Below are 23,849 nucleotides of genomic sequence, written 5' to 3' on the forward strand. Positions count from 1 at the left end.
AGTTTTCCGCCTCAGTATGCCCAAATTTACGAGTTAGAACGCAGAACTTGATTCGTCAAGGTGGATTGTACGGTTTGCACTAAGGATTCGAGTTTGCTCCGATGCAGTTCGATGTCGTCTAATGGCTCGATCGGCAAACTGATATTTACAGCAATCCAAGCGGCTCGACGGTTTTGCCATTGAAGAGCGCGATCGCGAATAAACCACCAAAACGGAGCCGGATGCCCACCATCTTCCCAGGCATACCACCGCATCACGGCATAAGTTTGTCTCGGTGTCCAAGCTCGAAGAAATTCAACGGTGATTGAACCGACTTGGATTTGGCGATGAGAATCGGTTTTGAGACTTTGAGCACCGTCGAGATCTGACCATTCCACTTGAGGTTGATCAATCGATCGAGCTTGCGGCAAAAATAAAACGGTTGCTTGAGTTTGCGTGGAATCTTGGAGATTTTCTAACATCCATTTGCGTTCACCGATCGAGACTGAAGTTTTCTCGATCGATTGCCAACCTGGAATTTCGATGCCCTCTTTTTTCAGTGCTTTCAACTGATTTAGAACGGTGACTTGTGGGGGAGCCTTCCATCGCCATTGACCCCCAGATAAGTAACCGGGCAATGCACCAAAGCAAATCAATCCAATCAGAATCAGCAGTAAGGCAACTTTGGGGAAGTTGGACTTAGCGAATGAGGTCAGCATCAGGGTTGGGGCTGGATGGTGCGAAAAACTTTTCCATCTGGTTTGACAGCACTATTAGTAAACCCAGCATCGCTGCCGAGTAGACATCTCCACCCCAACCATCGTGAAGTAAATGGAAGGCTGAGTCTTGTCCTGTACCGTGGAAGAACGCGAGTAATGTATTGCGGATGATGTTTGCAGTAACGCTAATAAAGATAGTTCCAAGCATGAAGACGATCGAGAAAGAGCGCGATCGTAGATTGTTGCTCCAGTACAAAATCATCAATGCAACATACAAGCTAGTAAATAGCATCTTCAATCCCGCACAGTATGGAGCCACTTCAACTAAGCGATCGTTGACAAAGAGATAGATGTTCTGAACCGTCACATTCATGCCAAACTGATTCAGAATAAAGCCTGCGGTTCCAGCAATAAAGCTTTGAAGTGGCATTGTATAAGGTGCAAGCAAATAAGGAATTTCGTTTGGTGTTGCAAGCGCGACTAACAATAACGGAAACCATTGCAGTTTGAATCCAGGTAAGCCTTTGAGCCAGAGACAAATTGCAGTCAGCAGAATCGGAAATGAAAGATTGACCGGATCAGGAAGTCCACTCAGATACATTACTCCAGCAATCAACATCAATCCAATGCTGATAAATCTAGCTGAACCAACCTGATCAGAGAGTCGAACCCAACGCTTGCGATTGTACCAAGCAATATTCGCTGCAAACGGTAGACCGATGATGCCATGACTAAAATATTCATGTTCAATGCTGATCGATTTTCTGATCCAACCGTCATACCAATGAACCAGCAAGGGAACATACAAAACCGCAAGCAATCCGAGGAGAACGACATCGCTCCAATGTCGATCGAGAAATGAAAAACGCCGAATGTGCATGACTTTAGACCGGAAGTTGAACAATAGCGGGAGTTGCGAGACTTTCTTCGATCGCGCCAACTACTTGAATGACTTGGGCTTCAGTCAAACCGGGATACATGGGCAATGAAATAATTTCCTCACACAAACTTTCAGCAACCGGAAAATCTCCTTTGCGATAGCCTAAATTTTTAAATGCTGGCTGTAAGTGACACGGTAACGGGTAGTGAATCCCAGTTTGAATGCCTTGAGCTTCGAGTCGTGCTTGTAAGGTTTCTCGATCGACCGTTTCCGATTTCAACACTCGCATCACATACAAGTGGTAGACATGACCTTTCCCGCTCTGGTTAAAAATCGGAACTAATCCACGCGACTGTAACGGCTTTAAGAGCGCATTGTACTGTTCTGCGATTTGAGCGCGATCGCGATTCCAACTCGGTAAATGCGGAAGTTTCACATTCAAAATCGCAGCCTGAATCGAATCTAGACGGCTATTTGTTCCAAGCTCAGTATGAAAATATTTACGAGGTGCGCCGTAGTTTCTGAGCGTTCGCAATTTAGCTGCGATCGCTTCATCTTTGGTAACGACGATTCCCCCATCGCCCAACGCGCCCAAATTCTTACTCGGATAAAAACTAAAGGCAGCCGCAAGCCCGATCGATCCGGCTCGAATGCCTTCGCGTTCAGCTAAATGAGCCTGTGCTGCATCTTCAAAAATAATCAATTCGTAAGTATGTGCCAAATCTCTCAGCAAACAAGGCGAGACCATTTGCCCATAAAGATGAACAGGTACGATCGCTCTTGTTCTCGGTGTAATCGCTCGTTCTGCCGCGACTAAATCAAGTAAAGCGGTCTTCGGATCGCAATCGACTAAAACCGGAGTAGCCCCGCAGCGTAAAACTCCGATCAGCGTTGCTACGAAAGTATTCGCAGGGAGAATCACCTCATCGCCGTGACCGATTCCACAGGCTTGTAAACCGAGCGCGATCGCATCTGTTCCACAAGCTACCCCAACCCCATGCGACACCCCACAGGCTTTAGAAAACGCCTGCTCGAACTCGTTCACCGACTGCCCCATGACATAATCGCCACGCTGAAGCACCCCGTGAATTGCCTGCTCGATTTGAGCTTGAATTGGTCGGTGGAGAGGAGCGAGATCGACGAAAGGAACAGGAGGAGTGATGCTCTGCATACTGAAGCCGCTAGATAAATAAGCCAGCCGGGTAGATTTCCCGAATCGTCAGAGGAGCCTGACGGGTTCAGAGTACCCAGAGCAACAGAGTTCAATTCCAGCGCATTTACTGACGCGAGAGCCAATTTACAGTCGCGACTGATGCGATCGTTCCGAGAAAATGCGCCGTCACCGCGAGCATACTCGACATGGCGATGAAGACATCTAGCGGACGAATGATTCGAGTGGGATCATAAATTGCGACTCCTTGCGGCTGAGAAATCGCTTTCGATAACAATACGCCTAACGCTGATCCGCCCCCTAAAATTCCCAACGCCATTCCGATAAAACCTGCAATGATACCCAGTCTCAACACTTGTACGATGTCGCTTTTTTTCGGATGTCGATCGACATTGGCATGACGCAATCGACGCGCAAAAAGTAACTGTCGAAACGCCAGAAATGCGGTGTAGAGGAGTACCCCAATTGCCGCGACTGCCCAAAATGTAGCAATTCCTAATCCGGGAGTTGTACTTGCGACATTAGGTTCTTGAGCACCGATCGCGCTATTGAAATTTCGTCCCGCGATCGCAAAGAGTAAGAGAACTCCAGCGGCGACTCCGAGACCAAGCTGAGTGACGATTCCTGACCATCCAATTAGCCGCAAAATTCGCCCAATTTGTCCTAACTTATGAACTAGAGAATCACTTTCTGGGGCTGGAAGTTGTGTATGAGGCTGCATCTTTGTTTCCTCGATCGACTATCTATCTCACACGCTATTAAAGCGAGTTAAAAGATTCGACTCTCTACAGAACGATCTCGAAAATCAGCCTCGCGTCCCCAACTCTTCAATCTTTCTCAACGGTTGTTCCTGTGTGACCTCAGTTCCATCTGTCTTAGTCTTCGGAAGTTCTGCCTTCTCTACCCAAGGGAGCCAGATTCGGAAGGTGCTGCCTTTGTCTGGAACTGACCAGAACGAGAGCGTTCCACCGTGCATTTCTGCGAGGCGCTTGGTGAGGGCAAGTCCTAATCCTGTCCCTTCATGTTTTCTTGTCATCGAAGAATCTATTTGCTGGAAGGGTCTGAATAGTAGATGCCAGCGATCTTTGGGAATGCCGATGCCTGAATCTTCAACCTCTAAGCAAAGGTAAGAAGTCTCTTGATTGATTGGACTCCGATCGGGTCTCACATCCTGAGCGAGTTGATAGCCATATCCGATTCGAGCCACGAGCGAAACTGTTCCACCCTCTGGAGTGAACTTCACTGCATTCGAGAGCAGATTGATCACCATCTGACTGACTCGTAATTTATCGAGTGAAACTCGATCGCACTCTGCATTAAAGTGAAACATCAACTTGAGCCGCTTCAAATCTGCGGTGGGCTGCACCATTTTGAGACATTCTTGGCAAAGATGCTGAATCTCGATCGGCTGTAAATTCAAATCCGCTTTGCCCGCTTCGATCTTTGCGAGATCGAGTAGATCATTAATGATTTGTAGTAGGTGTTTAGCGGATTTGTCGGCTTGATTGAGAAATTCCAGTTCTTCTTCGCGGCTGTCACAAAACCCATCTCGCACCAGTTGGATACAGCCAATGATGCCGTTTAGCGGAGTTCGCAGTTCGTGAGATGTGGTGGCAAGGAATTCACTTTTGACTTGGTTGGCAGATTGGGCTTCTTGCCAAGCGGCTTCGAGTTCACTGGCACGTTCTTCTAAACGTTCGACCATGTTATCGAGCGCTTCAGCTAGATAGTTGAGTTCTCGCACTTTGAAATTCTTGGGAGCGCGTTCTCCGTCAAGGCGTTTGCGGATTTTGAGGGCATATTCGCTTAATTGCTCGATCGGTCGTGCGAGATCGCGAGTCAGATATAAAGTCGCGAGTAGAATTGCCGTTAACAATCCGAGCGTGAGAATGATCAGAACTTGCTTGATATCGGCTAAACCATAGAGAGCACTATCGACTGAAGTTGCTGCTAACACCACCCAAGTCGAAGATTCACCGTTCTTGAGTGCCACTTGAATCGCGCTACCGCCTGCCAACCATTCCGCACCATTTTCCTCGAATAAAACCGGATCAAGCGATTCCTGTTGATTGGTGGCACGATCGCCAACTGTGCTATTTGCGATCGCGTTCTCAAACACTTGCTGAAGTTGTTGGGCGTTAGCTTCTTGGCGAATATTGCGTCCGATCCGTTCTGCGATCGGGTGAGCCAAAATTACGCCCGTGTCATCGATTACGACCGTGTAACCCGTAGTCATCGCATTGAGCGCAGGTTCGGGTTTAGAATAGAGCGAAGCTTGGACACTGAGTGCATATCGAGTTGTTTGATTGTTCGATCGAACCGTTACAGGAGCACTCAGCACAAGATTTAACTGATGATCCATCGACGCTTCAGCTCCAACTCGTGACGGTTGAGCGAGTGCAACTTGAATATTTTTCGGATTTGCTCCATCGGAAGCAGCAGGACTGTTCCAAGGATCAAGCGGGAATTGTGCGATCGGTTGACTGCCACACGTGCTGGCTTTGACTGTTCTTTCGCGAATGTTGATTAATTGAATGCACTGAAGCGAGATTGGGGAAGTGCGTTGAAGCTGCTCTAGAAAATCGTAGGTCGATTGAGGAGAGTCGGTTTGAAGCGCTGAAGAGGTTGTGGCGAGGGCGAGATTCGATCGAAGATTCGCGATCGAGGTTTGGAGAGATTCGGATTTACGAACGGCACTGGCAGTAAGGTTATGACGGGCGGTTTCGAGTAGACCAGAGCGGGCTTTTTTGTAGGCGACGACTTCACCCGTTAATAGCACCGGAATACTGAGCAGTAATAAGCGTCTCAGCAGGATACGGCGGAATGAAGATTGTCGTGACTTTGCCATAAGCCCTTGGTGACTGGGTGAGGGAACGAATCAGCAGAGTAGAGCAGGACTGATGATGAAAGTAACGCACAGAAAAACGAATCACTGAAAAGCTTACCGCGATCGCGGAATCACTAGATCAAACGCAGAAACATCAGATTATCGATATAAAACCATCAAGTTCATCCGCTAGATCAGTGATTTCGAGCGAATTTGCGCTAAAAATCTGTCTTTACTTTAGCCGTGATATCGACTTCTTGCCATTGTTGAAGAAATTTTTCTCAATCACCATACCCCGATCGGGGAATTTCACTCTCTTATGCCAGATTTGGGCAAATCTATTACGCTGTATGAAGCTACTAATCTCTGGTTATGGTTGAACAATTCCAGCCCCGCACGTCGATCGCTTGGATCAATAAGATTTCTGAAGTTCCGCAGGCTGCCTGGGATGCGTTGGCAATGCCGCTGAAAACGCCGTTCCTGGAGTGGGACTGGTTGCACAATATGGAGATTTCCGGCAGTACAACGGCTCGATCCGGTTGGATGCCGAATCATTTAACGGTTTGGCGCGATCGAGAACTGATCGCTGCGGCTCCTTTGTATATCAAAGGTCATAGTTACGGCGAATTTGTGTTTGACCATCAATGGGCAGATTTAGCCGATCGATTGGGCGTTCAGTATTACCCAAAATTATTAGGAATGTCGCCGTTTACACCCGCTGAAGGGTATCGATTTTTGATTGCACCCGGAGAAGATGAGGACGAACTCACTGAAATGATGGTGAGTGCGATCGATCATTTTTGTTCTCGCAATCGGATTTCGGGCTGTAATTTTCTCTATGTTGATCCCGAATGGCGACCCGTGATGGAACGACATGGATTTAGCTCTTGGCTGCACCATAATTTCATTTGGGCAAATCAGAATTATCAGACGTTTGATGATTATTTAAATGCGTTTAATGCCAATCAGCGTCGCAATATTAAACGGGAACGAAAAGCCGTAGTCAATGCAGGATTAGAATTCAAAGTGCTGACGGGGGATGACATTCCGCGATCGATGTTTCCGACGATGTACAACTTCTACAGCGATACTTGCGATAAGTTCGGCTGGTGGGGCAGTAAGTATCTGACGAAGAAATTCTTTGAGCAGCTTTATTCCAACTATCGGCATCGAGTCGTTTTCTTTGCCGCATACGCAGAAGGAAATGAGCATCATCCGATCGGGATGTCGTTTTGTTTGACGAAAGGCGATCGCTTATACGGTCGCTATTGGGGCTGTACTCAGGAAATTGACTGTTTACATTTTGATGCCTGTTACTATGCCCCGATCGAGTGGGGAATTCAAAACGGCATTCAATTGTTTGATCCGGGCGCAGGCGGTAGACATAAGAAGCGGCGGGGATTTCCAGCGACTCCAAATCATTCGTTGCATCGGTTTTATAACAGTCGGTTGTCTCAAATTCTGCGATCGCACATTGATCAAGTGAACGATCTCGAACAGCAAGAAATTGATGCAATTAATCAAGAATTGCCGTTTAAGCAACAAACGATCGACTTCAAAATCTAGAATGGTTCAGTTAGATCCATATTTCTGATGACATGACTCAAGCAGTTTTTGATCCGGTAATGTTCGATGATAAGTTGTCAAATCGCTTCATCGAACTTGATCCCAATGGTTACTTTATTATTTATGTCGATCGAGCTTCTCGGCTGATCTGTGCAGAACACTACACGAACACGATCAACGAGAAGGGATTGGCTTGTGACCCAGAGACGGGTGAGCCGCTTCCTTGTGGGGTTGAATTGAAGCGCAGACCGAGCAAGATTTTCAAGGGTCGGACGGCGAAGGAATTGTGTATCGAAATCTTTGAGAAGCCGGAAACTTGTTGTATTAGTCGGCTCGATCATGCGGCGTATTTGGGACGGGAATTTGTTCGGGCAGAACAGTGTTTGTTAAGCGATCGAGATTATATCCAGGATTAAAATTACAAATGCCCTGGCGAATAGAATTCGCGGCTATACAAACGAAGTCCGCAATGGCGGACTAAGAGGGTGTTTGAGGAGTATAAAAAGCGGCTTTGCTGCGTTGCGAGTTCGCCCGGAGATCAATCTCCGGGCTAATGGGGGGAACTCCGCTGAAGCGGACTGGCAGCATCACTCGGAGTTCCTAGCCCAGTTTAGGAGATTTCTACGAAAGAGCTTACCGCTTGAAAGACTGCCCTTCGGCTTCGCTCAGGGCGCGATCTCTAGCTGACTGAGCGAAGCCGAAGACAGCGGGTAATTTGTTTTCGATAAATCTCCTTAGTGGGCTTCCCCTGATTAGCCCGGAGATTCATTTCCGGGCGGGTGAGTGCGATGAGCGATTACTTCTTAAACACTCTCTAAGACAAGATGGCTGTTAGTGCGTGCAGACGCACTTTGTTTGTGTAGCCCCAAATTCCATTCGGTGAGCATCTTCGATTTTCAGAACAAGTTTAATAAAAAACCCCTTGCCAGTCACAGCAAAGGGCGAATCTAGAAGAGAGAAGTCAAGACTAAAAAACCTTATCTATTCGGCAAATTTGCACTCGCGTAGGCATCTGCTACATCAAAGGCAGGAATACGAGTGCTGTAATCGATCGAGGTTCCGGTGATCGATTTAGAGAGCATTTCAAACTTAGTCGATCGCCAGTTTCGAGCGTGGATCGGCTTGCTTTGTTCGCCCAGAAAGTACGTCATCGAACCCAGCAAAGCTACCGCGACCCAGCCAACCACAAACAGACTGATGAGAATGACCATCGGAACCTCCTGTAAAGTTCTGTTTCTTTCTGTAAACTAATGTAACAGAAGATTGCAAAATTATGCAAATTGCTCTTGGGTAGGGAAAACCGAACTTCTATCTTTTGTCAGATGTTAAAGAGCGTGACTTGGTTTAATCGTAGTTAAACCTTCACAAAATTGTCGTTGCTTAATCTATGGAACTCAGTCAGCAGCTTGTCCAGCTTTATCGTGAGGAAGCTCGATCGAAAGACCTCGACTTTCCTGAAAATCTCGAATCGTTTCCAATGCTGCGGCGGCGGATTGAAGCCTTCGACTTGTTCAAGCCTTATCTGGAAGGACAGCATCGATTTTTGGATTGGGGCTGTAAGAGTGCTGAGACGGCGTTTATGATTCGATCGCATCTCGCAGATGACAATATCGAAATTCACGGCTGTGATATTGAAGCGGGCGATTTTGGCATCTTTTCACAGCGATCGAACTTAATTTATTCGCAATTGACGCATCCGTATCATTTGCCCTACGAAGATAATTCTTTTGATGTGGTAATTAGTAGCGGCGTTTTAGAACACGTTGCAAATGATTTTGAATCGCTGAAAGAGCTTTATCGGATTCTGAAACCGAATGGCTATTTTCTCATTACATTTTTGCCCAATCATTTGTCGTATACGGAATTTCTCAATCGTAATTTCTTTAAGGTGGCTCCCCATCAGCGATTGTATTCTCTGTCAGAAATTCGACGAATGTTGCTACATACCGGATTCGTTCCAGTGAAATCTGGATATCACCAAGTATTGCCTTCGTTTTCATCATTTGGATACACGCCAGATTCGCCATTTGCAAAGGTCTTCACGCCGTTGTTGAGTCAGATTTATCGGTTGAATCATTTAGCCGAAAGAACCTGGTTGTTGAATCAATTTGCAGCGAATTTGTATGTAATTGCACAACGTCGATCGATGATCTAATTCGTTTGAAATCGTTTCTGTAATTGACGTACCCGTTCTAAACGATTTAAAACGCGATTCGTCAATTCATGCGGAATGATCGGATCGTGAACAAAATCATCGGCTCCCGCTGCAAATCCTTGATTGACCATCTCTGGATCGGTTGTCGCCATCATTAACACGATCGGCAACCAGTTCCAGCGGCGATCGCGTCGGATAACTTGACACAAAGCTAACCGATTTAATCCAGTGGCATCTGCGGCTAGAACTAATAAATTGGGCTGGGTGAGATCCAGTGTTTTGAGCAAAGCGGCAGGCTCGATCGATAATGCGATCGACAAACCACAAGGTTCTAGCAATTCTTTCATCGTTTCGGCTGGTTTTTGCTCTGCCACAATTAGGACGGTTGGATGCGTCGATCGAGTTGGGGTTAAATACGCAGGATTAAGCCGATATCCAACCCCATAAACAGTTTCAATCAAATCTCCTGCTCCCACCGCTTTAAGCTTTCGACGCAAGCCTTTCACGTGCGCTCGAACCGCTTCCTCGCTCGGCAAATCACAGTCGAGATTCCAAAGCTGTTCCAAAATCACACTATGTTTGTGAACCCAATCGCCGTGGCGCAAAAATAATTTCAGCAACAAGTATTCTTTGAGCGTCAGCGCGATCGTTTTTCCTGCAAATGTCGCCTGATGACGCTCTGGATCAAGCTGAAGATTGCCCCATTCCAACCGGGTCGAAGCAATGAATGAAGGGCGACGTAATAACGCTCTTAACCGCGCCAAGACTTCCTGAAATCCCACAGGCTTGATCAGATAATCATCGGCTCCCGCATCGAGTCCGATAATGCGATCGTCGATCGTGCTTTGTCCGGTGAGCAACAAAATCCGAACCTGCTGTCCTGCCTCTCGAATGCGTTGACACAATTCAACCCCATTCAATTTAGGCAACATCACATCAAGAATCACCGCATCATAGTTTACAAGTTGCAACCATTTCCAAGCCGTTTCCCCATCAGTTGCAATGTCTACGGCATAATGCTGTTTGAGAATTTGACTGAGTTGTTCAGAAAATTCGACATCATCTTCGACAAATAACAGACGCATTTTTTTGTATGCTGATGAGCGCGAACCAGACGGATTTAGATTGTATGTCGATCGTTAAAGTGTTGGTTATTTCAAAAGAACATTGGATTGGATTAGATCTGAAATATCGACTACAGCGTTTAGGCTATAAAACGATTGTTGCATCAGAGAATCTAACAGATTTGATGGTCGATGAACAGCCTGATTTAGTATTAATCGATCGACAAAAAATCGAAAGTAAAATTGTGGGCGCGATCGAGGTCGCTGAAATTCCGCTCGTGTGTTTTGATTCAGAAAATCAGTCTTGTGAAATGTCGATCGATTTGCCTTGTTTGACGAATCCCTATCAAGAAACAGTGCTCGATACTGTCATTCGTGAGACACTTCGCCAACATCAAACACAGGTTAAATTAGTTCAACAATTAAATTCTAATCAAAAACAAAGAGAGCTTTTACATACAGTCGATCACGAACTCCGAACGCCACTGAGTACGATGCTCATTACCTTAGATTGGATTGAACTGATGGAGCAAGAAGAACTTTCGGCTCGATCGCTGCAAAAACTCGATCATTTAGCGCTGGCTCGAAGTTCTGTACAACGAATGGCAGAATTTCTCGATCGAGCATCAATTTTTTGTCGCTGCCAATCTGGAAAACTATCACTAAAACCATCTTGGATTGATCTCTCTACATTCTGCAATGCGCTTATTTTTGAAGTTGAACAAATCTATGCTCATACAGAAATTCAATTCGCCAATTTGTCTTTGCGATCGATGATTGAATTCGATGAAATGATGCTGAGGCAGATTTTGCTGAATCTCCTCACGAATGCCATTAAATATTCTGGACGCGAAGTTTATTTCAACGTAAATTGTCGTGCAGATCAACTCATTTTCGAAGTTCAAGATCAGGGCATTGGAATTTCAGAGCGCGATCGAGAATTCATTTTCACGCCAATGTATCGAGGGTCTAACGTCGAAACGATTCCCGGTTCAGGAATGGGACTTGCGATCGTGCAGCAATTAGTTTCTGCTTGTGGTGGCAGCATCACCGTTGACAGTACACTCAATCAGGGAAGTACTTTTACTGTTGTGCTACCGTTGCAATCTTAGAGGGTGTTTGAAAAGCAATCGTTTATCACATTCACCCGCCCGGAAATAAATCTCCGGGCTAATCAGGGGAAGCCCACTAAACTGGGCTAAGAACTCCGAATTACGCTCTCAGTCCGCTTCAGCGGGGTTTCCTCCATTAGCCCGGAGATTTATTTCCGGGTGGACTCGCAACGCAGCAAAGCCGCTTTTTATACTTCTCAAACATCCTCTTAGCCAAATTAAATCATGTCTTTTTCTCAAATCACAGTTCAAGATCTCGCCCAATGTCTCGATCGTCCGAACATTCAATTTGTCGATGTGCGCGAACCTTGGGAAGTCGAAACTGCCTCCCTTCCAGCGTTTCAAAACTTGCCATTAAGTGAGTTTTCCGAATGGTCTGAGCAGATTCACAGCAAGCTTGATGCTGAAACAGAAACTTTAGTGCTGTGTCATCACGGAGTTCGATCGGCACAAATGTGTAACTGGCTCGTACAGCAAGGATTTACGAACGTTAAAAATATTTCAGGTGGAATTGATGCGTATTCCGCAATGGTCGATCGTTCGATCCCGCGTTATTAATCAATTCGTCGGTTTTGCTACGATGCGCGACCGAAATCTAAAGTAAAAATGAGGAAAGTGCTATCTTAGTCTCAATTCGATTAAAGCGCGATCGTCATTTCAAAATGTCAATAAATCCCCCTCTTAATAATCGTCAACAGCAAGTTCTCTGGGCAACCGTTCGACACTACATCGCCACAGCGGAACCTGTGGGATCGGGCGCGTTGGTGAAAGAATTCAACCTGAGTGTGAGTTCTGCCACGATTCGCAATGCAATGGGGCATTTAGAAAAGGTCGGACTTCTATTCCAGCCGCACACTTCAGCGGGTCGAGTGCCTTCCGACTCAGGCTATCGAATCTATGTCGATCAGTTAATTCAGCCGTCTCCCGGAGTCGCGATCCAATTCGAGCAGATTTTGAACGATCGCTTAAATTGGGACAAATGGAGCTTTGAAGCGGTGCTGAAAGGCGCGGCGCAGATTCTTTCAACTTTGAGCGGCTATATTGCGATCGTCACGATGCCCATGACGCATACGACGCAGTTAAAACATCTCCAGCTTGTCCCGATCGATGCGAATCGAGTCATGTTGATTGTTGTCACTGATACGTATGAGACTCAATCGGTACTGATGGAATTGCCGCCTGTTGCTGAGGAACCGGATGCAGAAATTGTCGATCGAGAGTTGAAAATTCTCTCGAACTTTTTATCGGAACAGCTACGTGGTCGATCGCTCTCGGAAATCCAAACCTTGGATTGGGGTGAGTTGGGGCGAGAGTTCGATCGTTATAGTTCCTTATTGACTTCGGTGCTGTCGGACTTACTGCATCGGTTAGCACAATCATCTGTTCCGTCTCAATTGATGATTAGCGGTGTTTCTGAAGTACTCAGACATCCAGAATTTTCAGAGCTAAATCAAGTCCAAATGATTCTGCATTTGTTGGAAGAAGAACAGGATCAGCTTATGCCATTGATTTTTGATCAACCCGATGCAGAAGGGCGACGAGTTTCGATTCGGATCGGCTCAGAAAATCCATTAGAGCCGATTCGGGCTTGTTCGTTAATTTCATCAACTTACAATCGTGGGACTGTTCCGGTTGGAAGTATTGGAGTTTTGGGACCGACTCGAATGCTGTATGAAGATACGATCGCGCTTGTGGAAGCTACTGCGGATTACCTTTCGGATATGCTGAGTTAGAATCACGAGGCGATTTTATGCAAAGTGTATCGATCGATGAACTTCAACGTGATCCGCTCAAGTACCTTCAACAAGTCGAAGCGGGTGAAACGCTGATGATTGTTCGGGAAGATTTAGCGATCGCAGAACTTAAACCCGTTCAAAAACAACTTAGACCTTTTGGTTTGTGTGCTGGAGAGTTTACGGTTCCAGATGATTTTGATGCACCTTTGCCAGAAGATATTCTCAGTGCATTTGAAGGTCAATGAAAATTCTGCTTGATACACATATTTTCCTATGGTTCATCAGTGGAGACAGTCAGTTAACGGTTTCTACACGCGATGCCATTCGTGATCCAGATAATGAAGTCTATTTGAGCGTTGTTTCCATTTGGGAAGTGATTGTCAAATATCAGTTAGGTAAATTGCCTTTACCCAGTCATCCTGCAACCTATCTACCACAGCAGCGAGAGGCACACCAGATTATAAACCTTGATTTGGGTGAAAGTAGCGTAATTCAGCTAGAAAACTTACCATCTCTACACCGCGATCCGTTTGATCGAATGTTGATTTGTCAAGCTTCATATCACAATTTAGTAATTGCAACTGTCGATCCAGCAATTCGCACCTATCCGATCACTACGATTTGATGACGATCGCGCTTGTGGAAGCGACTGCGGATTACCTTTCGGATATGCTGAGTTAAAACCATTGAGGCGATCTCATGCTGATGCACGAGAGCATTCATCGATCCAGTATGTCCGAGGTGGCAGTATGAGCAGCGAGAAGGGATTGATCGTTGATCTGCAAGAGAAATCGCTAACAGAGGAAGCCCACAGGCGAATTGTAGTAGATGCGCCTACGCAGTCCTTTTCGATGCAGAAAAGGTTCTACTTCGGTCAATATGACGAACCTTTTCTTGAAACTCCAGAGCATTCACATCCCCACCACGAAATTGTCATCTTGCATTTTGAAGAGGCTACGCCCGTCGAATTTGCTTTAGATGGAAAGGTTCAAGTCGCAAAGGTAACACACTCGACGACACTCTTTCCTGCTGCGCTCTCTCATCAAGCAAAATGTGATGCACAAAGCCGCTTTTCCATCCTGACGCTTGACCTGGCTCAAATCTCCTTGAGCGCTTACGAAGAGACTGAAGGGCGATCGATGGAATTGCAGCCGCAGTTGACACACTTCGACCCCGTAATCGGACACATTGAGCAGCTTTTAGAACTAGAAATGCAGAGCGCTCAATCCATCAACTTTCTTTACGTTGACTCTCTGATGACCGCACTTTCTGTTCACTTGCTCAAAAAATACACCGTGGAAAAACCCAGGTTAAGAGACAACTTTGGGAATGGATCGAGTTATCAGTTACGTCCCGCTGTGGACTATATGCACGAGCATCTTGAAGAAACTTTGTCATTGGAGCGAATCGCGCAGGTTGTTGGCATGAGCCGCTATCATTTCATTCGCTGCTTCAAGCAGGCAATTGGTATTTCGCCTCATCAATATTTGCTTCGACAGCGAGTCGATCGCGCCAAACAGCTTTTACAAAACTCTCAAATGCCCCTATCTGACATTGCAGATTCCTGTGGGTTTTCCAATCAGAGTCATTTCACAACCTCGTTCAAACAGCAGACGGGCGCTACCCCTCGACACTTTCGTCAATGTACACAGCAATAATTCGCAAAAACCGCAACTATTTGAAAGACTTCCTCCAGCGAATCTTCTAATCTGATTGGGCAAACCGCTAAAAGCAAGCTGCTTGAATCCATTGCTAGGAGTTGAAGCACGATGACAGGAAATCTAACAGACAAAGTTGTGATTGTGACAGGTGCATCATCTGGAATTGGTGAAGCAACCGCGATCGACCTTGCCGCATCGGGGGCAAAAGTGGCGCTTGCGGCTCGACGCGCTGATCGATTAGCAAGTTTGCGCCAAAAGATTCAAGACCAGGGTGGAACTGCGATCGCGATTGAGGCAGATGTAGCAGATGAAGCTCAAGTGCGAAACCTAGTCGAGCAAGTTCAGGCAGCTTGGGGACGGATCGACATTTTGATTAATAATGCAGGCGTGATGCTACTAGGACCGATTGATGGCGCAGATACAGAAAACTGGCGGCGCATGGTGAATGTCAATCTTTTGGGGCTAATGTACGCGACTCATGCCGTTTTACCGCTGATGAAATCGCAGCAGGCGGGTCATATTGTGAATGTTTCCTCAGTTGCAGGTCGAGTGGCTCAACCCTATGGAGCCGTGTATTGTGCGACTAAGTTCGCAGTGGGTGCATTTTCAGAGTCGCTACGTCAGCAGGTTTCTAGCCATAATATCCGCGTCACGATCGTTGAACCGGGTGTGGTTGCGACTGAGTTGGTACAGCACATTACTCATGCTGAGACAAAGAACATGGCAGAAGCGTTCTATGGATCGATGAAAACGCTGGAAAGCAAAGATATTGCAACCGCGATCGTGTATGCGTTATCTCAACCGGATTACGTTGCTGTTAATGAACTCTTGATTCGTCCCACTGCACAAGAGCGCTAGTTCTCTACTTTCATTCATACAACGAAGGAGAAATTGCATGACCTCACAAATGATGAGTCAACTGGTACTGCCGCAAGCCTTTTTCGATCGCAAACCTTTGATCACGGCTGACGGTAAAGCACTAACGTTAGAAGACCGATTACAGATGATGGAAATCCTTCACCGCTTTGAATGGTCGAGTGGGGCGCTTCATCAAGACGCAGTGTTTGACTTACTCACCGATGACATTGTTATCAATCATGGCATGGGATATGCCCAAGGAAAAGGAGCAATGGTAGGTCTAGCGATTCCGACGTATGGACTTCGCCACTTGTTTGCGAATCATGTTTTGTTTATGGATGAGCAGGGTCGTCCTTGTATCGTGGCTCATATGTTGGTGATTCAAGTGGTGTCAGAACAGCCTTTACCCACTGCTTTTCCTGCGATTTTGGATCAGGGAATGAATCGGTTCATTTTCCGTTACGAGGATGGGCAGTGGAAGATCTGTGAAATGATTTTTGAGCAGCATAAAATCGCTGACTACATTGGTGTTCCTGTCGCGATTCAGAAATCGATGGCGCAAACTGCGATCGCACGAAATCAAGATCGATCGCATGAATGATTTTCTGGAGCTTATCAATCTTCGGTATGATTGATGGGTTGCGTTTCGATCGATCATGACTGCTTTTACTGGAATTTCACTCACAACTTTGGCACAGCAAACACAGAAGGCGGCACGACAGCTTGCAGTAACATCAACCGAAATTCGGAATGATGCGATCGCGAAAATTGCCGATGCTTTAGAAGCGAATTCCAGTGAAATTCTTGCAGCAAACGCAGCAGATTGTGAGGCGGCAAAATTGGACGGAATTGCATCTGCGTTGTATGCCCGATTGAAGTTGGATGAGGCGAAACTGAAAAGTGCGATCGTCGGTGTGCGCGATGTTGGCAAGTTAGCTGATCCAATTGGAGCCGTCCAGATTCATCGCGAACTCGATGAGGGTCTAATCCTAAAACGAATTAGCTGTCCTCTAGGCGTTCTCGGTGTGATTTTTGAGGCGCGACCGGATGCAGTGATGCAGATTTCCAGCCTTGCGATCAAATCAGGAAATGGTGTTATTCTCAAAGGTGGGAAGGAAGCAATTCGATCGTGTGAAGCATTAGTTAAAGCAATTCATCAAGGACTTTCGCAAACAGAAATTGATCCGTCTGTGGTGCAACTTCTGACAACACGAGAGGAAACACTAGAGTTATTAAAACTCGATCAATCTGTGGATCTGATTATTCCACGCGGATCGAATTCGTTTGTGAAATTTGTCCAGGATAATACTCGGATTCCGGTGTTAGGTCATGCGGATGGAATTTGCCATTTGTATGTCGATCGAGCCGCTGATATTCCGAAAGCAATTCAGATCGCAGTCGATTCTAAAACGCATTATCCGGCTGCTTGTAATGCGATCGAGACTTTACTCGTACATTCTGCGATCGCGTCTGAATTTTTGCTCGAAGCCGCTCCTGCACTCCAAGCGAAGAATGTTGAACTCCGAGGCGATGAACGAACTCGTGAGATTTTGAACATTCCAGAAGTAACGGATTGGGCAGTTGAGTATAGTGATTTGATTTTGGCGATCAAGATTGTGGATTCGATCAAAGACGCGATCGCACATATCAACACTTACGGATCAAAGCATACTGATGCGATCGTGACTGAAGATGCCAAAACCGCACAGCAATTTATGAATCAAGTGGATGCTGCGGGTGTGTATCACAACTGTTCGACACGATTTGCAGATGGTTTTCGATATGGATTTGGAGCCGAAGTTGGCATTAGTACTCAAAAGATGCCGCCACGGGGTCCGGTGGGTTTAGAAGGATTAGTGACTTATAAGTATCAACTGGTTGGAAATGGTCAGATTGCAGCAACTTATTCGGGTGAAAATGCAAAACCATTTACGCATCGGGATCTATGATTAACCGCCTAGCGTTAATCCGAACTCAGGTCTTTGAGCGATCGCCTGGGTCAAGTTCTCTTTAGCAAGAGGCATGACTAATCAACGAAAGATATAAGCAATTCTGCTGAGTCAATCAACGAAAGTGAATCGGATTGACTTTATTTAGTTGAATCGCAGTCGAGACTTTCTTCAGATGTTTCCCTTGCGCTGAATTTCTACGATAAAGACAGTTCAGCAAAGCGCTTCCCCGCTCAACTAGCAAGGTGGTTAATCATGGCAATCATCAACGAAGAAATCAAGGCAAGGATTGAACAGCACCAGCGATGGATTCAGTCGAACGGGAAAGAAGGTGCGATCGCTGATCTGCGGAATGCTAACCTGAGTTTTACTAACTTGAGTTCTGTTGATTTGCGGAATGCCAACTTGCGGAACGCCAATTTGCATCATGCCGACCTAAGTTCTGCAAACTTAAGTTCTGCCAATTTGAGTTTTACCGATTTGAGTTCTGCAAACTTAAGTTCTGCTGATTTGCATCATGCCAACCTGAGTTTTGCAAATTTGAGTTTTACTAACTTGAGTTCTGCCAACTTGCATTCTGCCAACCTGAAATACGCTGACTTGAGTTCTGCCGACTTGGATTGTGCCAATTTGAGTGCTGCTGACTTGCACTATGCGATCGGAAATATGCGCGAGGTGAAATCGATCAACTTCGAGTTGGTTTCTGTCGTGTGGTACTGCGATGAAGGCGAAATCATGGTCTGTATGAGTAGTCAGCGGAAGAGTTTGCAAGAGTGGAAAACCCTCGATCGAGAGATTCCTGTCGTTCAAGACGGAGATCCAAATCGGTGGAGACACCTTGCGCCGATTCTGTGGCAACTGATTGAAGCTTCCCCGCCCGACAGAAGTATAAGGTTGTCGTCTAGCACTGTAGAGGCTTTCTGAAGAATCGAAATTTGCCCCCATCCTGTATCGGTATCTTTCCATGCTCAAGCAAAGAACTGTTCCCTTCAAACCAACGTTGTTATCATTACCAGAACAAATCAGCCAGTATTTCCAGTTTGAGCAGCTAGGCACAAACTATCGGACTGAATGGCTGGCGAGTCTTACCACGTTTATGGCGATCGCTCCAACGCTGGTGGTGAATGCTCATATTTTAGGTAATGCTGTGTTTCTAAAGCAGCCTGGAGACTTATTTGAGCAGATTGTAGTCGCACTTGCACTTTGTTCAGCAGTTGCCAGCTTTTTAGTGGGTGTTCTTGCAAACTATCCTTTTGCGGTGAGTGCGGGGACTGGGACAGCGGCGCTCTTTGCTTTCTCGATCGTGCTTGGCATGGGAATGAATTGGCGTTTAGCCTTCACCGCTGCGTTTGTACAAGGCATTCTATTCACTGTGCTTTCAGTAAGTCCCTTTCGTCGCACCCTAAACGATGCCATTCCCAATTCATTGAAGCAAGCAATGGTGGTCAGTTTAGGCTTATTCCTGTCCTACATTGCACTATCGGGAAAGGTTGCTTCTCCCCATCTAGGCGCAGGTATTATTGCCGCAGGGACGACAACCCCGACGATTTTAGGGAACTTGGAGCAGCCTGCTACATTAATTGCGATTTTTGGGATTCTGTTAACAATCCTACTGATGATTCGACGAGTTAAAGGGGCATTGTCGTTGGGCATCGTTGGCACTGCTTTGCTGGGGTGGAGTTGTGGTGTGGCTCCTTTCCCTCAGAGCATTTTCACCTTGCCGCACTTTCCACAGGAATTGATGGGACAAGCGATCGCTGGAGTGCAGTATCTTAGTTGGTCACAGTTAGGGAACTTTATTGCAGTGGTGTTTATTTTGCTATTTGTGTCGCTGTCAGATTCGATTAGCTCGCTGAATGTATTGGGGCATCAGATGAACCAATTGAACGCCGAGGGTGAATTGCGCCGTTCTCAACCTGCTCTGCTGGCTAACGGGTTGGGTACAGCCTTTGGAGCATTGATTGGGAGTACTCCTACGATGCCCTATGTACTCTCGGTAGCCGGAATTATTGAAGGGGGACGGAGTGGATTTGTCGCGATCGTCGTTGCCGCTCTATTTCTAATTTCGACCGTGTTTGCTCCACTATTTGCCGCTGTTCCTGCTTTTGCAACAACTCCAATGCTCGTCATAATCGGTGTGATGATGATGAGTGGTGTCCGCTCGATCGATTGGACTGATCTATCAGAAGCCATTCCAGCATTTTTAGTGATTTTGATCATGCCGCTGACGTTTTCGATCGCAGATGGAGTTGCAGCAGGATTGATTGCTCATGCAGTTGCAAAAGTAGCTCAGAGAGATGTGCAAAAACTGCGACCCTTTGCGGGTAACTCGAAGAGATCGAGCTTAATTTTGGCAGGTATTTCCGTGGCTTATTTCACGTTAATCACCTTGCAAACTTAGAGTTTTTACATCATCAGAGTACTTTAAATCCTGCAATTGACAAACGGCTTAAGTAATCCTGCTCAATTCATCAACGAAGGTTACTGCCATATTACTGCTCATCAAACATAAGGAGCTAAGTAGGAGAGCCAAATTAAACTACTCGTTGGGTTTGGGTTTCGACTGCGCTCAACCCTCGAAGAATCGGGTGTTGCGCGTTGAGCGGAGTCGAAACGCATCTTACGATTAATCTCACTCATCTACTTATCATGATTACTCGCTGCATGGTAGTTCTTTACTCTAATCAAAACCCAAACTAGGAGAAAGCGATGTCTCAAGAAACCCCATCTCGTCAAGATGCCTATCAAGCTGGATATCTGCGGGGCTTTGCCGGGAAACCATCTCAACCAGAAAAATTTCCAGGGCAAGAGGACGAATATCGCAGAGGTCATCGCAAAGGATCGCAAGAGGGATATCTGAATCAGATTAGACCGTTTTAGATAGATTGCTCAATGAACGATCGCGGATTGAGTTGAATGATGAATCACTCGGTGAATTGTTCAACTCAGTTCGATCGCACTGCACACAGAAGAGAGCGAAACACTTGCGACGTGCTACTTGGATAGGTTGCAACCAGATGAATGCTTCCGTCGGGTTGCTTGATCCAGCCTTGCGCTTCGACGATTTCTGGAACAGGTTGAGCAGTCGGAAGTGAAGATTGGCTTGGAGCGCGATCGTCAATCCAAACTCGATCGCTCATCAACGGTTGTCGCGGATCGTCGGGCAGTCCACCGCGACCCGTAATCGCAAACGAATTGCCTTCATCTGCTGGACAAGTGGAGGCAATCAATCCACTCGTGTCTTGTAGCTCTGCGGGTAACTGCACTAAACCTTGACTGGGATCTACATCGGGAGTATTCAGCACGATCGTCCCACTGATGCCAAATTGGGAACTCGCGGTAATGCTGCTCAATCCAGTAGTGGTACTCGACCGAGGCTCAATCCCGATGAGTCCTTGCGTGGTAATGCGAATGTTGCCGCCGCGACCTGTAAAGGCATTGGCGGAGATAATACTGTTTTCTTCAGGCACCGCAACAATGAAGTTGCTATTCAGGGTGATATTACCTCCATTGCCGCCCGCTTGAGCCGTTCCCGCATCGGTCGAGATTCGCCCTCCGTTCCGTAATAGCAATACGTCCTGCACGTCTAGACCAATGTTCCCGCCATCGGTACTAGCAGTTGCAGCAGAGATGAGACCCCGATCGATTCTCAGCGAGTTAGTCTGAATGTCGATATTGCCAGCAGATTTGGTGCTTTGACGATCGACGATCGTTCTTGCATCTTCGACAGTGAGACTCGCATTGTTTCCGACAGATAGCGAGAGCGTTTCAACACGAATACTGCCGACGCTTCCGGTTGCCGTTGGGGTGATTTGTTGACTAGAGACTAGTCCCCCGTCCCCAAGCAGGAGTTGTCTGGTGTTCAACGTGATCTCTCCAGCATTGCCGCTAGCCCTTGTGTTTGCGGTCAAGCGGCTGCCAAACTCACCATCTCTTGAGATTCCAATGACTTGGATTGAGTCAGTGGCATTCACAGTCAAATTTCCACCTGCCCCCTCACCAAAGGTAGCAGATGATACTTGTGCCCCATCACGGACGATGAGCGTTCCCGTTTCAATGTTGATATTCCCGGCATTGCCCCGACTGTCAGCATCAGAATACAAGCCGCTGGGAGATTGAGCATCTGCCGACTCTCCAATGAGTTGAATTGAGTCAGTCGCTTTCACCGTCAAAGTTCCGCCTTCTCCTTCACCAAAGGTACCAACTGATACTTGCGCCCCACCGCGGACGATGAGCGTTCCCGTTTCAATGCTTAAATTCCCGGCATCGCCACGACCTGAGGTATCGGTAAACAAGTTGCTGCCAAACTGACCGTCTGCCGAGGTTCCAATCAGTTGGATTGAGTCAGTCGCTTTCACGGTCAAATTCCCGCCTGCTCCTTCACCAAAGGTTCCCGATCCGGCTCGTGCCCCATCGCGAACGATGAGCGTTCCCGTTTCAATGCTTAAATTCCCGGCATCGCCACGACTACCAGGATTAGTTTGAGCATACAAGCCGCTGCCAAACCGAGCATCTGTCGGCTCTCCAACGAGTTGAATCGAGTCCGTGGCTTTGACGGTCAAATTCCCCCCTGCTCCTTCACCAAAGGTACTAGCTGATACTATTGCCCCATCGCGGACGATGAGCGTTCCCGTTTCAATGCTTAAATTCCCGGCATCGCCACGACTTTCAGTTCGAGCATACAAGCCGCTGAAAAATTGACCATCTGCCGACTCTCCAACGAGTTGAATCGAGTCCGTGGCTTTGACGGTCAAAGTTCCGCCTGCTCCTTCACCAAAGATACTAGCTGCTATTTGTGATCCGTTAGTCAGGAACAGCGATCGCGCATTAATCACTACGTCTCCACCCTTCCCGATCCCGCCAGCAGCAATTAAATTTTCAATAAATGATTCGTCTCGCAGTGTGACATTTTCTGCCGCTTGAATAGTAATTCTGCCAGCTTGGGCTTGTGCCGATCCTAACCCTTCGCCAATTCCCGCTCGAAGACGACTGCCTGCACTCATGTCGAGATTCCGTGCCGAGATCGCAATCTCACCCCCGCCACCCGCCGTAACATCGACTGAAGCACCATTTGTCAGCACTACATTGCCTCGTGCAAGGGAATCAGGAAAACTCAAACTACCATCGGAGTTTGATACAACGGTTCCCGCTTCTGAAATACCGCCTAATGCGATTCGTCCTCCGGGTGCGAGTAATTGCCCACCGTCGATTGCCACATCACCACCGACTAGAGCTAAGGTTTGCCCATTCGGAACTTGTAAAATTGCACCTTGCGATCGCACTTCCCCCGATCGATTTTCATACTGCAACCCAATCGGGGCACTAATCGTGAGCAAGGGTGGAGACTGAGGATTGCTGGCACTGAACTCAAACTCATTATCAAACTTTAGACTCTCTGCGGTACTTGCTAGAAATGATCCACCAATTTCTAAACGAGCATTTGCACCGAATAGAATCCCGTTGGGATTGATTAGGAATAAATTTGCAGTTCCGTTTGCTCGAATCAATCCGTCAATGTTAGAAACATTACTTCCAGTAACACGAGTAATGATGTTTGTGATATTCGGAGCATTGTTAAAGGAGGCGCTACTGCCTGTCGGGATTGAGAACTGTTGGAAGCTGTGAAAGAGATTATTGCCACGGGTTGCGCCCCCCTCGATTTGAATGTTGGGATCGCCAGAAATTTGCGATCGCTCTCCTACAGGCAAGGTCAGATCCGGCACGACTTGAGCAATACTGCGATCGCTCAGTCCAACTCCGAACATTAGCGCCAATCCCAACATCCAAGCTTGAGTTTTCACAGGTGCATCCTCAATGATGTGCTTCAATCCGACTCCAATGCGTACCTGTGGTGATTCAAGCAGATTCGATCGAGATTAACAACACCTTTGCCGCTCAATGAGTTGGAATATGAGATTTTGTATGAGATTTATAGATATCAGAATTCTAGAGAAAACGCCAAGATGATCAGCAAGCAAACAAAAGCGCAAAAGCGAATCACAACAGCTTTGTGCAGAACCCTTCTTTGGGAAACTCAAATTGAGGCTCAAGTGGCAGAGTTTCTCGCAACTGAACGCCAACTGGCGGAATGCGCCTGAATCCAGATTTAGCGACACTACTCTACCGATCGATGACCACAGTTCTGCCTAACTACAGACCAAGCGGCTGCATC

General features: G+C 46.8%; 23 protein-coding genes. 15 read left to right on the forward strand and 8 right to left on the reverse strand.

Going from position 1 to position 23,849, the window contains the following annotated elements:
* Window positions 1-26 precede the first annotated feature (26 nt).
* The 5 genes from ACQ4M5_RS05370 to ACQ4M5_RS05390 all read right to left on the reverse strand — a co-directional run bounded on the left by ACQ4M5_RS05370 (window position 27) and on the right by ACQ4M5_RS05390 (window position 5,597).
* Entirely contained in the window at window positions 27-698 is a 672-nt protein-coding gene (locus tag ACQ4M5_RS05370; protein ID WP_430674580.1) for a cyanoexosortase B system-associated protein, read from the reverse strand.
* Window positions 679-1,578, reverse strand: a complete 900-nt coding sequence (crtB, locus tag ACQ4M5_RS05375) for a cyanoexosortase B (protein ID WP_430674581.1) — start codon at window positions 1,576-1,578, stop codon at window positions 679-681. Before crtB ends, ACQ4M5_RS05370 begins: the two co-directional genes overlap by 20 nt.
* A gap of 4 nt (window positions 1,579-1,582) precedes the next feature.
* Window positions 1,583-2,749, reverse strand: a complete 1,167-nt coding sequence (locus ACQ4M5_RS05380; RefSeq protein ID WP_430674582.1) for a DegT/DnrJ/EryC1/StrS family aminotransferase — start codon at window positions 2,747-2,749, stop codon at window positions 1,583-1,585.
* A 106-nt stretch (window positions 2,750-2,855) separates the two neighbouring features.
* Entirely contained in the window at window positions 2,856-3,470 is a 615-nt protein-coding gene (locus ACQ4M5_RS05385) for a DUF3611 family protein (protein WP_430674583.1), read from the reverse strand.
* An 84-nt stretch (window positions 3,471-3,554) separates the two neighbouring features.
* On the reverse strand, window positions 3,555-5,597 hold the full coding sequence (locus ACQ4M5_RS05390; protein WP_430674584.1) for a sensor histidine kinase: 2,043 nt from the start codon (window positions 5,595-5,597) through the stop codon (window positions 3,555-3,557).
* Window positions 5,598-5,948: 351 nt separating this feature from the next.
* Here ACQ4M5_RS05390 and ACQ4M5_RS05395 point away from each other — a divergent pair, with 351 nt between their 5' ends.
* Complete coding sequence (locus ACQ4M5_RS05395) at window positions 5,949-7,142, forward strand: GNAT family N-acetyltransferase (RefSeq protein ID WP_430674585.1); 1,194 nt, start codon at window positions 5,949-5,951, stop codon at window positions 7,140-7,142.
* Window positions 7,143-7,174: 32 nt separating this feature from the next.
* Window positions 7,175-7,558: a DUF4346 domain-containing protein gene (locus ACQ4M5_RS05400; RefSeq protein ID WP_430674586.1), complete on the forward strand. Its 384-nt coding sequence runs from the start codon at window positions 7,175-7,177 to the stop codon at window positions 7,556-7,558.
* A gap of 561 nt (window positions 7,559-8,119) precedes the next feature.
* Here ACQ4M5_RS05400 and ACQ4M5_RS05405 read toward each other — a convergent pair.
* The gene (locus ACQ4M5_RS05405) at window positions 8,120-8,353 is read right to left on the reverse strand and encodes a photosystem II protein, Psb35-related (protein WP_430674587.1); all 234 of its coding nucleotides are present in this window, start codon (window positions 8,351-8,353) and stop codon (window positions 8,120-8,122) included.
* Window positions 8,354-8,529: 176 nt separating this feature from the next.
* Here ACQ4M5_RS05405 and ACQ4M5_RS05410 point away from each other — a divergent pair, with 176 nt between their 5' ends.
* Window positions 8,530-9,297 carry a methyltransferase domain-containing protein gene (locus tag ACQ4M5_RS05410; RefSeq protein ID WP_430674588.1) on the forward strand — a complete coding sequence of 256 codons (768 nt, stop codon included), beginning with the start codon at window positions 8,530-8,532 and terminating at the stop codon, window positions 9,295-9,297.
* Here ACQ4M5_RS05410 and ACQ4M5_RS05415 read toward each other — a convergent pair.
* A complete protein-coding gene (locus ACQ4M5_RS05415; protein WP_430674589.1) occupies window positions 9,294-10,382 on the reverse strand; it encodes a response regulator in 1,089 nt (362 codons plus the stop codon). The genes ACQ4M5_RS05410 and ACQ4M5_RS05415 overlap by 4 nt on opposite strands.
* A 14-nt stretch (window positions 10,383-10,396) precedes the next feature.
* Here ACQ4M5_RS05415 and ACQ4M5_RS05420 point away from each other — a divergent pair, with 14 nt between their 5' ends.
* The 12 genes from ACQ4M5_RS05420 (at window position 10,397) to ACQ4M5_RS05475 (ending at window position 20,557) form a co-directional block, all read left to right on the forward strand.
* Window positions 10,397-11,473: a hybrid sensor histidine kinase/response regulator gene (locus ACQ4M5_RS05420; RefSeq protein WP_430674590.1), complete on the forward strand. Its 1,077-nt coding sequence runs from the start codon at window positions 10,397-10,399 to the stop codon at window positions 11,471-11,473.
* 225 nt (window positions 11,474-11,698) lie between these two features.
* The gene (locus ACQ4M5_RS05425) at window positions 11,699-12,031 is read left to right on the forward strand and encodes a rhodanese-like domain-containing protein (protein ID WP_430674591.1); all 333 of its coding nucleotides are present in this window, start codon (window positions 11,699-11,701) and stop codon (window positions 12,029-12,031) included.
* Window positions 12,032-12,135: 104 nt separating this feature from the next.
* Window positions 12,136-13,206, forward strand: a complete 1,071-nt coding sequence (gene hrcA, locus ACQ4M5_RS05430; RefSeq protein WP_430674592.1) for a heat-inducible transcriptional repressor HrcA — start codon at window positions 12,136-12,138, stop codon at window positions 13,204-13,206.
* A gap of 17 nt (window positions 13,207-13,223) precedes the next feature.
* Window positions 13,224-13,454, forward strand: coding sequence for a type II toxin-antitoxin system Phd/YefM family antitoxin (locus ACQ4M5_RS05435; protein WP_430674593.1), 231 nt, complete (start codon window positions 13,224-13,226; stop codon window positions 13,452-13,454).
* Window positions 13,451-13,834: a type II toxin-antitoxin system VapC family toxin gene (locus ACQ4M5_RS05440; protein ID WP_430674594.1), complete on the forward strand. Its 384-nt coding sequence runs from the start codon at window positions 13,451-13,453 to the stop codon at window positions 13,832-13,834. The genes ACQ4M5_RS05435 and ACQ4M5_RS05440 overlap by 4 nt, the downstream gene beginning before the upstream one ends.
* A complete protein-coding gene (locus ACQ4M5_RS05445) occupies window positions 13,785-14,867 on the forward strand; it encodes a helix-turn-helix domain-containing protein (RefSeq protein WP_430674595.1) in 1,083 nt (360 codons plus the stop codon). The genes ACQ4M5_RS05440 and ACQ4M5_RS05445 overlap by 50 nt, the downstream gene beginning before the upstream one ends.
* Before the next feature lie 111 nt (window positions 14,868-14,978).
* Window positions 14,979-15,728, forward strand: a complete 750-nt coding sequence (locus ACQ4M5_RS05450; RefSeq protein ID WP_430674596.1) for an SDR family NAD(P)-dependent oxidoreductase — start codon at window positions 14,979-14,981, stop codon at window positions 15,726-15,728.
* A gap of 37 nt (window positions 15,729-15,765) precedes the next feature.
* On the forward strand, window positions 15,766-16,329 hold the full coding sequence (locus ACQ4M5_RS05455; protein WP_430674597.1) for a nuclear transport factor 2 family protein: 564 nt from the start codon (window positions 15,766-15,768) through the stop codon (window positions 16,327-16,329).
* Between the two features lie 55 nt (window positions 16,330-16,384).
* The gene (locus tag ACQ4M5_RS05460; RefSeq protein WP_430674598.1) at window positions 16,385-17,677 is read left to right on the forward strand and encodes a glutamate-5-semialdehyde dehydrogenase; all 1,293 of its coding nucleotides are present in this window, start codon (window positions 16,385-16,387) and stop codon (window positions 17,675-17,677) included.
* A gap of 255 nt (window positions 17,678-17,932) precedes the next feature.
* Window positions 17,933-18,601, forward strand: a complete 669-nt coding sequence (locus ACQ4M5_RS05465) for a pentapeptide repeat-containing protein (RefSeq protein WP_430674599.1) — start codon at window positions 17,933-17,935, stop codon at window positions 18,599-18,601.
* 40 nt (window positions 18,602-18,641) lie between these two features.
* Window positions 18,642-20,078, forward strand: a complete 1,437-nt coding sequence (locus tag ACQ4M5_RS05470; protein WP_430674600.1) for an NCS2 family permease — start codon at window positions 18,642-18,644, stop codon at window positions 20,076-20,078.
* A 308-nt stretch (window positions 20,079-20,386) separates the two neighbouring features.
* Window positions 20,387-20,557, forward strand: a complete 171-nt coding sequence (locus ACQ4M5_RS05475; RefSeq protein WP_430674601.1) for a hypothetical protein — start codon at window positions 20,387-20,389, stop codon at window positions 20,555-20,557.
* A 65-nt stretch (window positions 20,558-20,622) separates the two neighbouring features.
* Here the strand turns inward: ACQ4M5_RS05475 and ACQ4M5_RS05480 are convergent, their stop codons facing one another.
* Window positions 20,623-23,478, reverse strand: a complete 2,856-nt coding sequence (locus tag ACQ4M5_RS05480; RefSeq protein WP_430674602.1) for a filamentous hemagglutinin N-terminal domain-containing protein — start codon at window positions 23,476-23,478, stop codon at window positions 20,623-20,625.
* Window positions 23,479-23,849 lie beyond the last annotated feature (371 nt).

The sequence above is a fragment of the Leptolyngbya sp. AN10 genome, from assembly GCF_050565645.1.
Classification (GTDB): Bacteria; Cyanobacteriota; Cyanobacteriia; order Leptolyngbyales; family Leptolyngbyaceae; genus Leptolyngbya.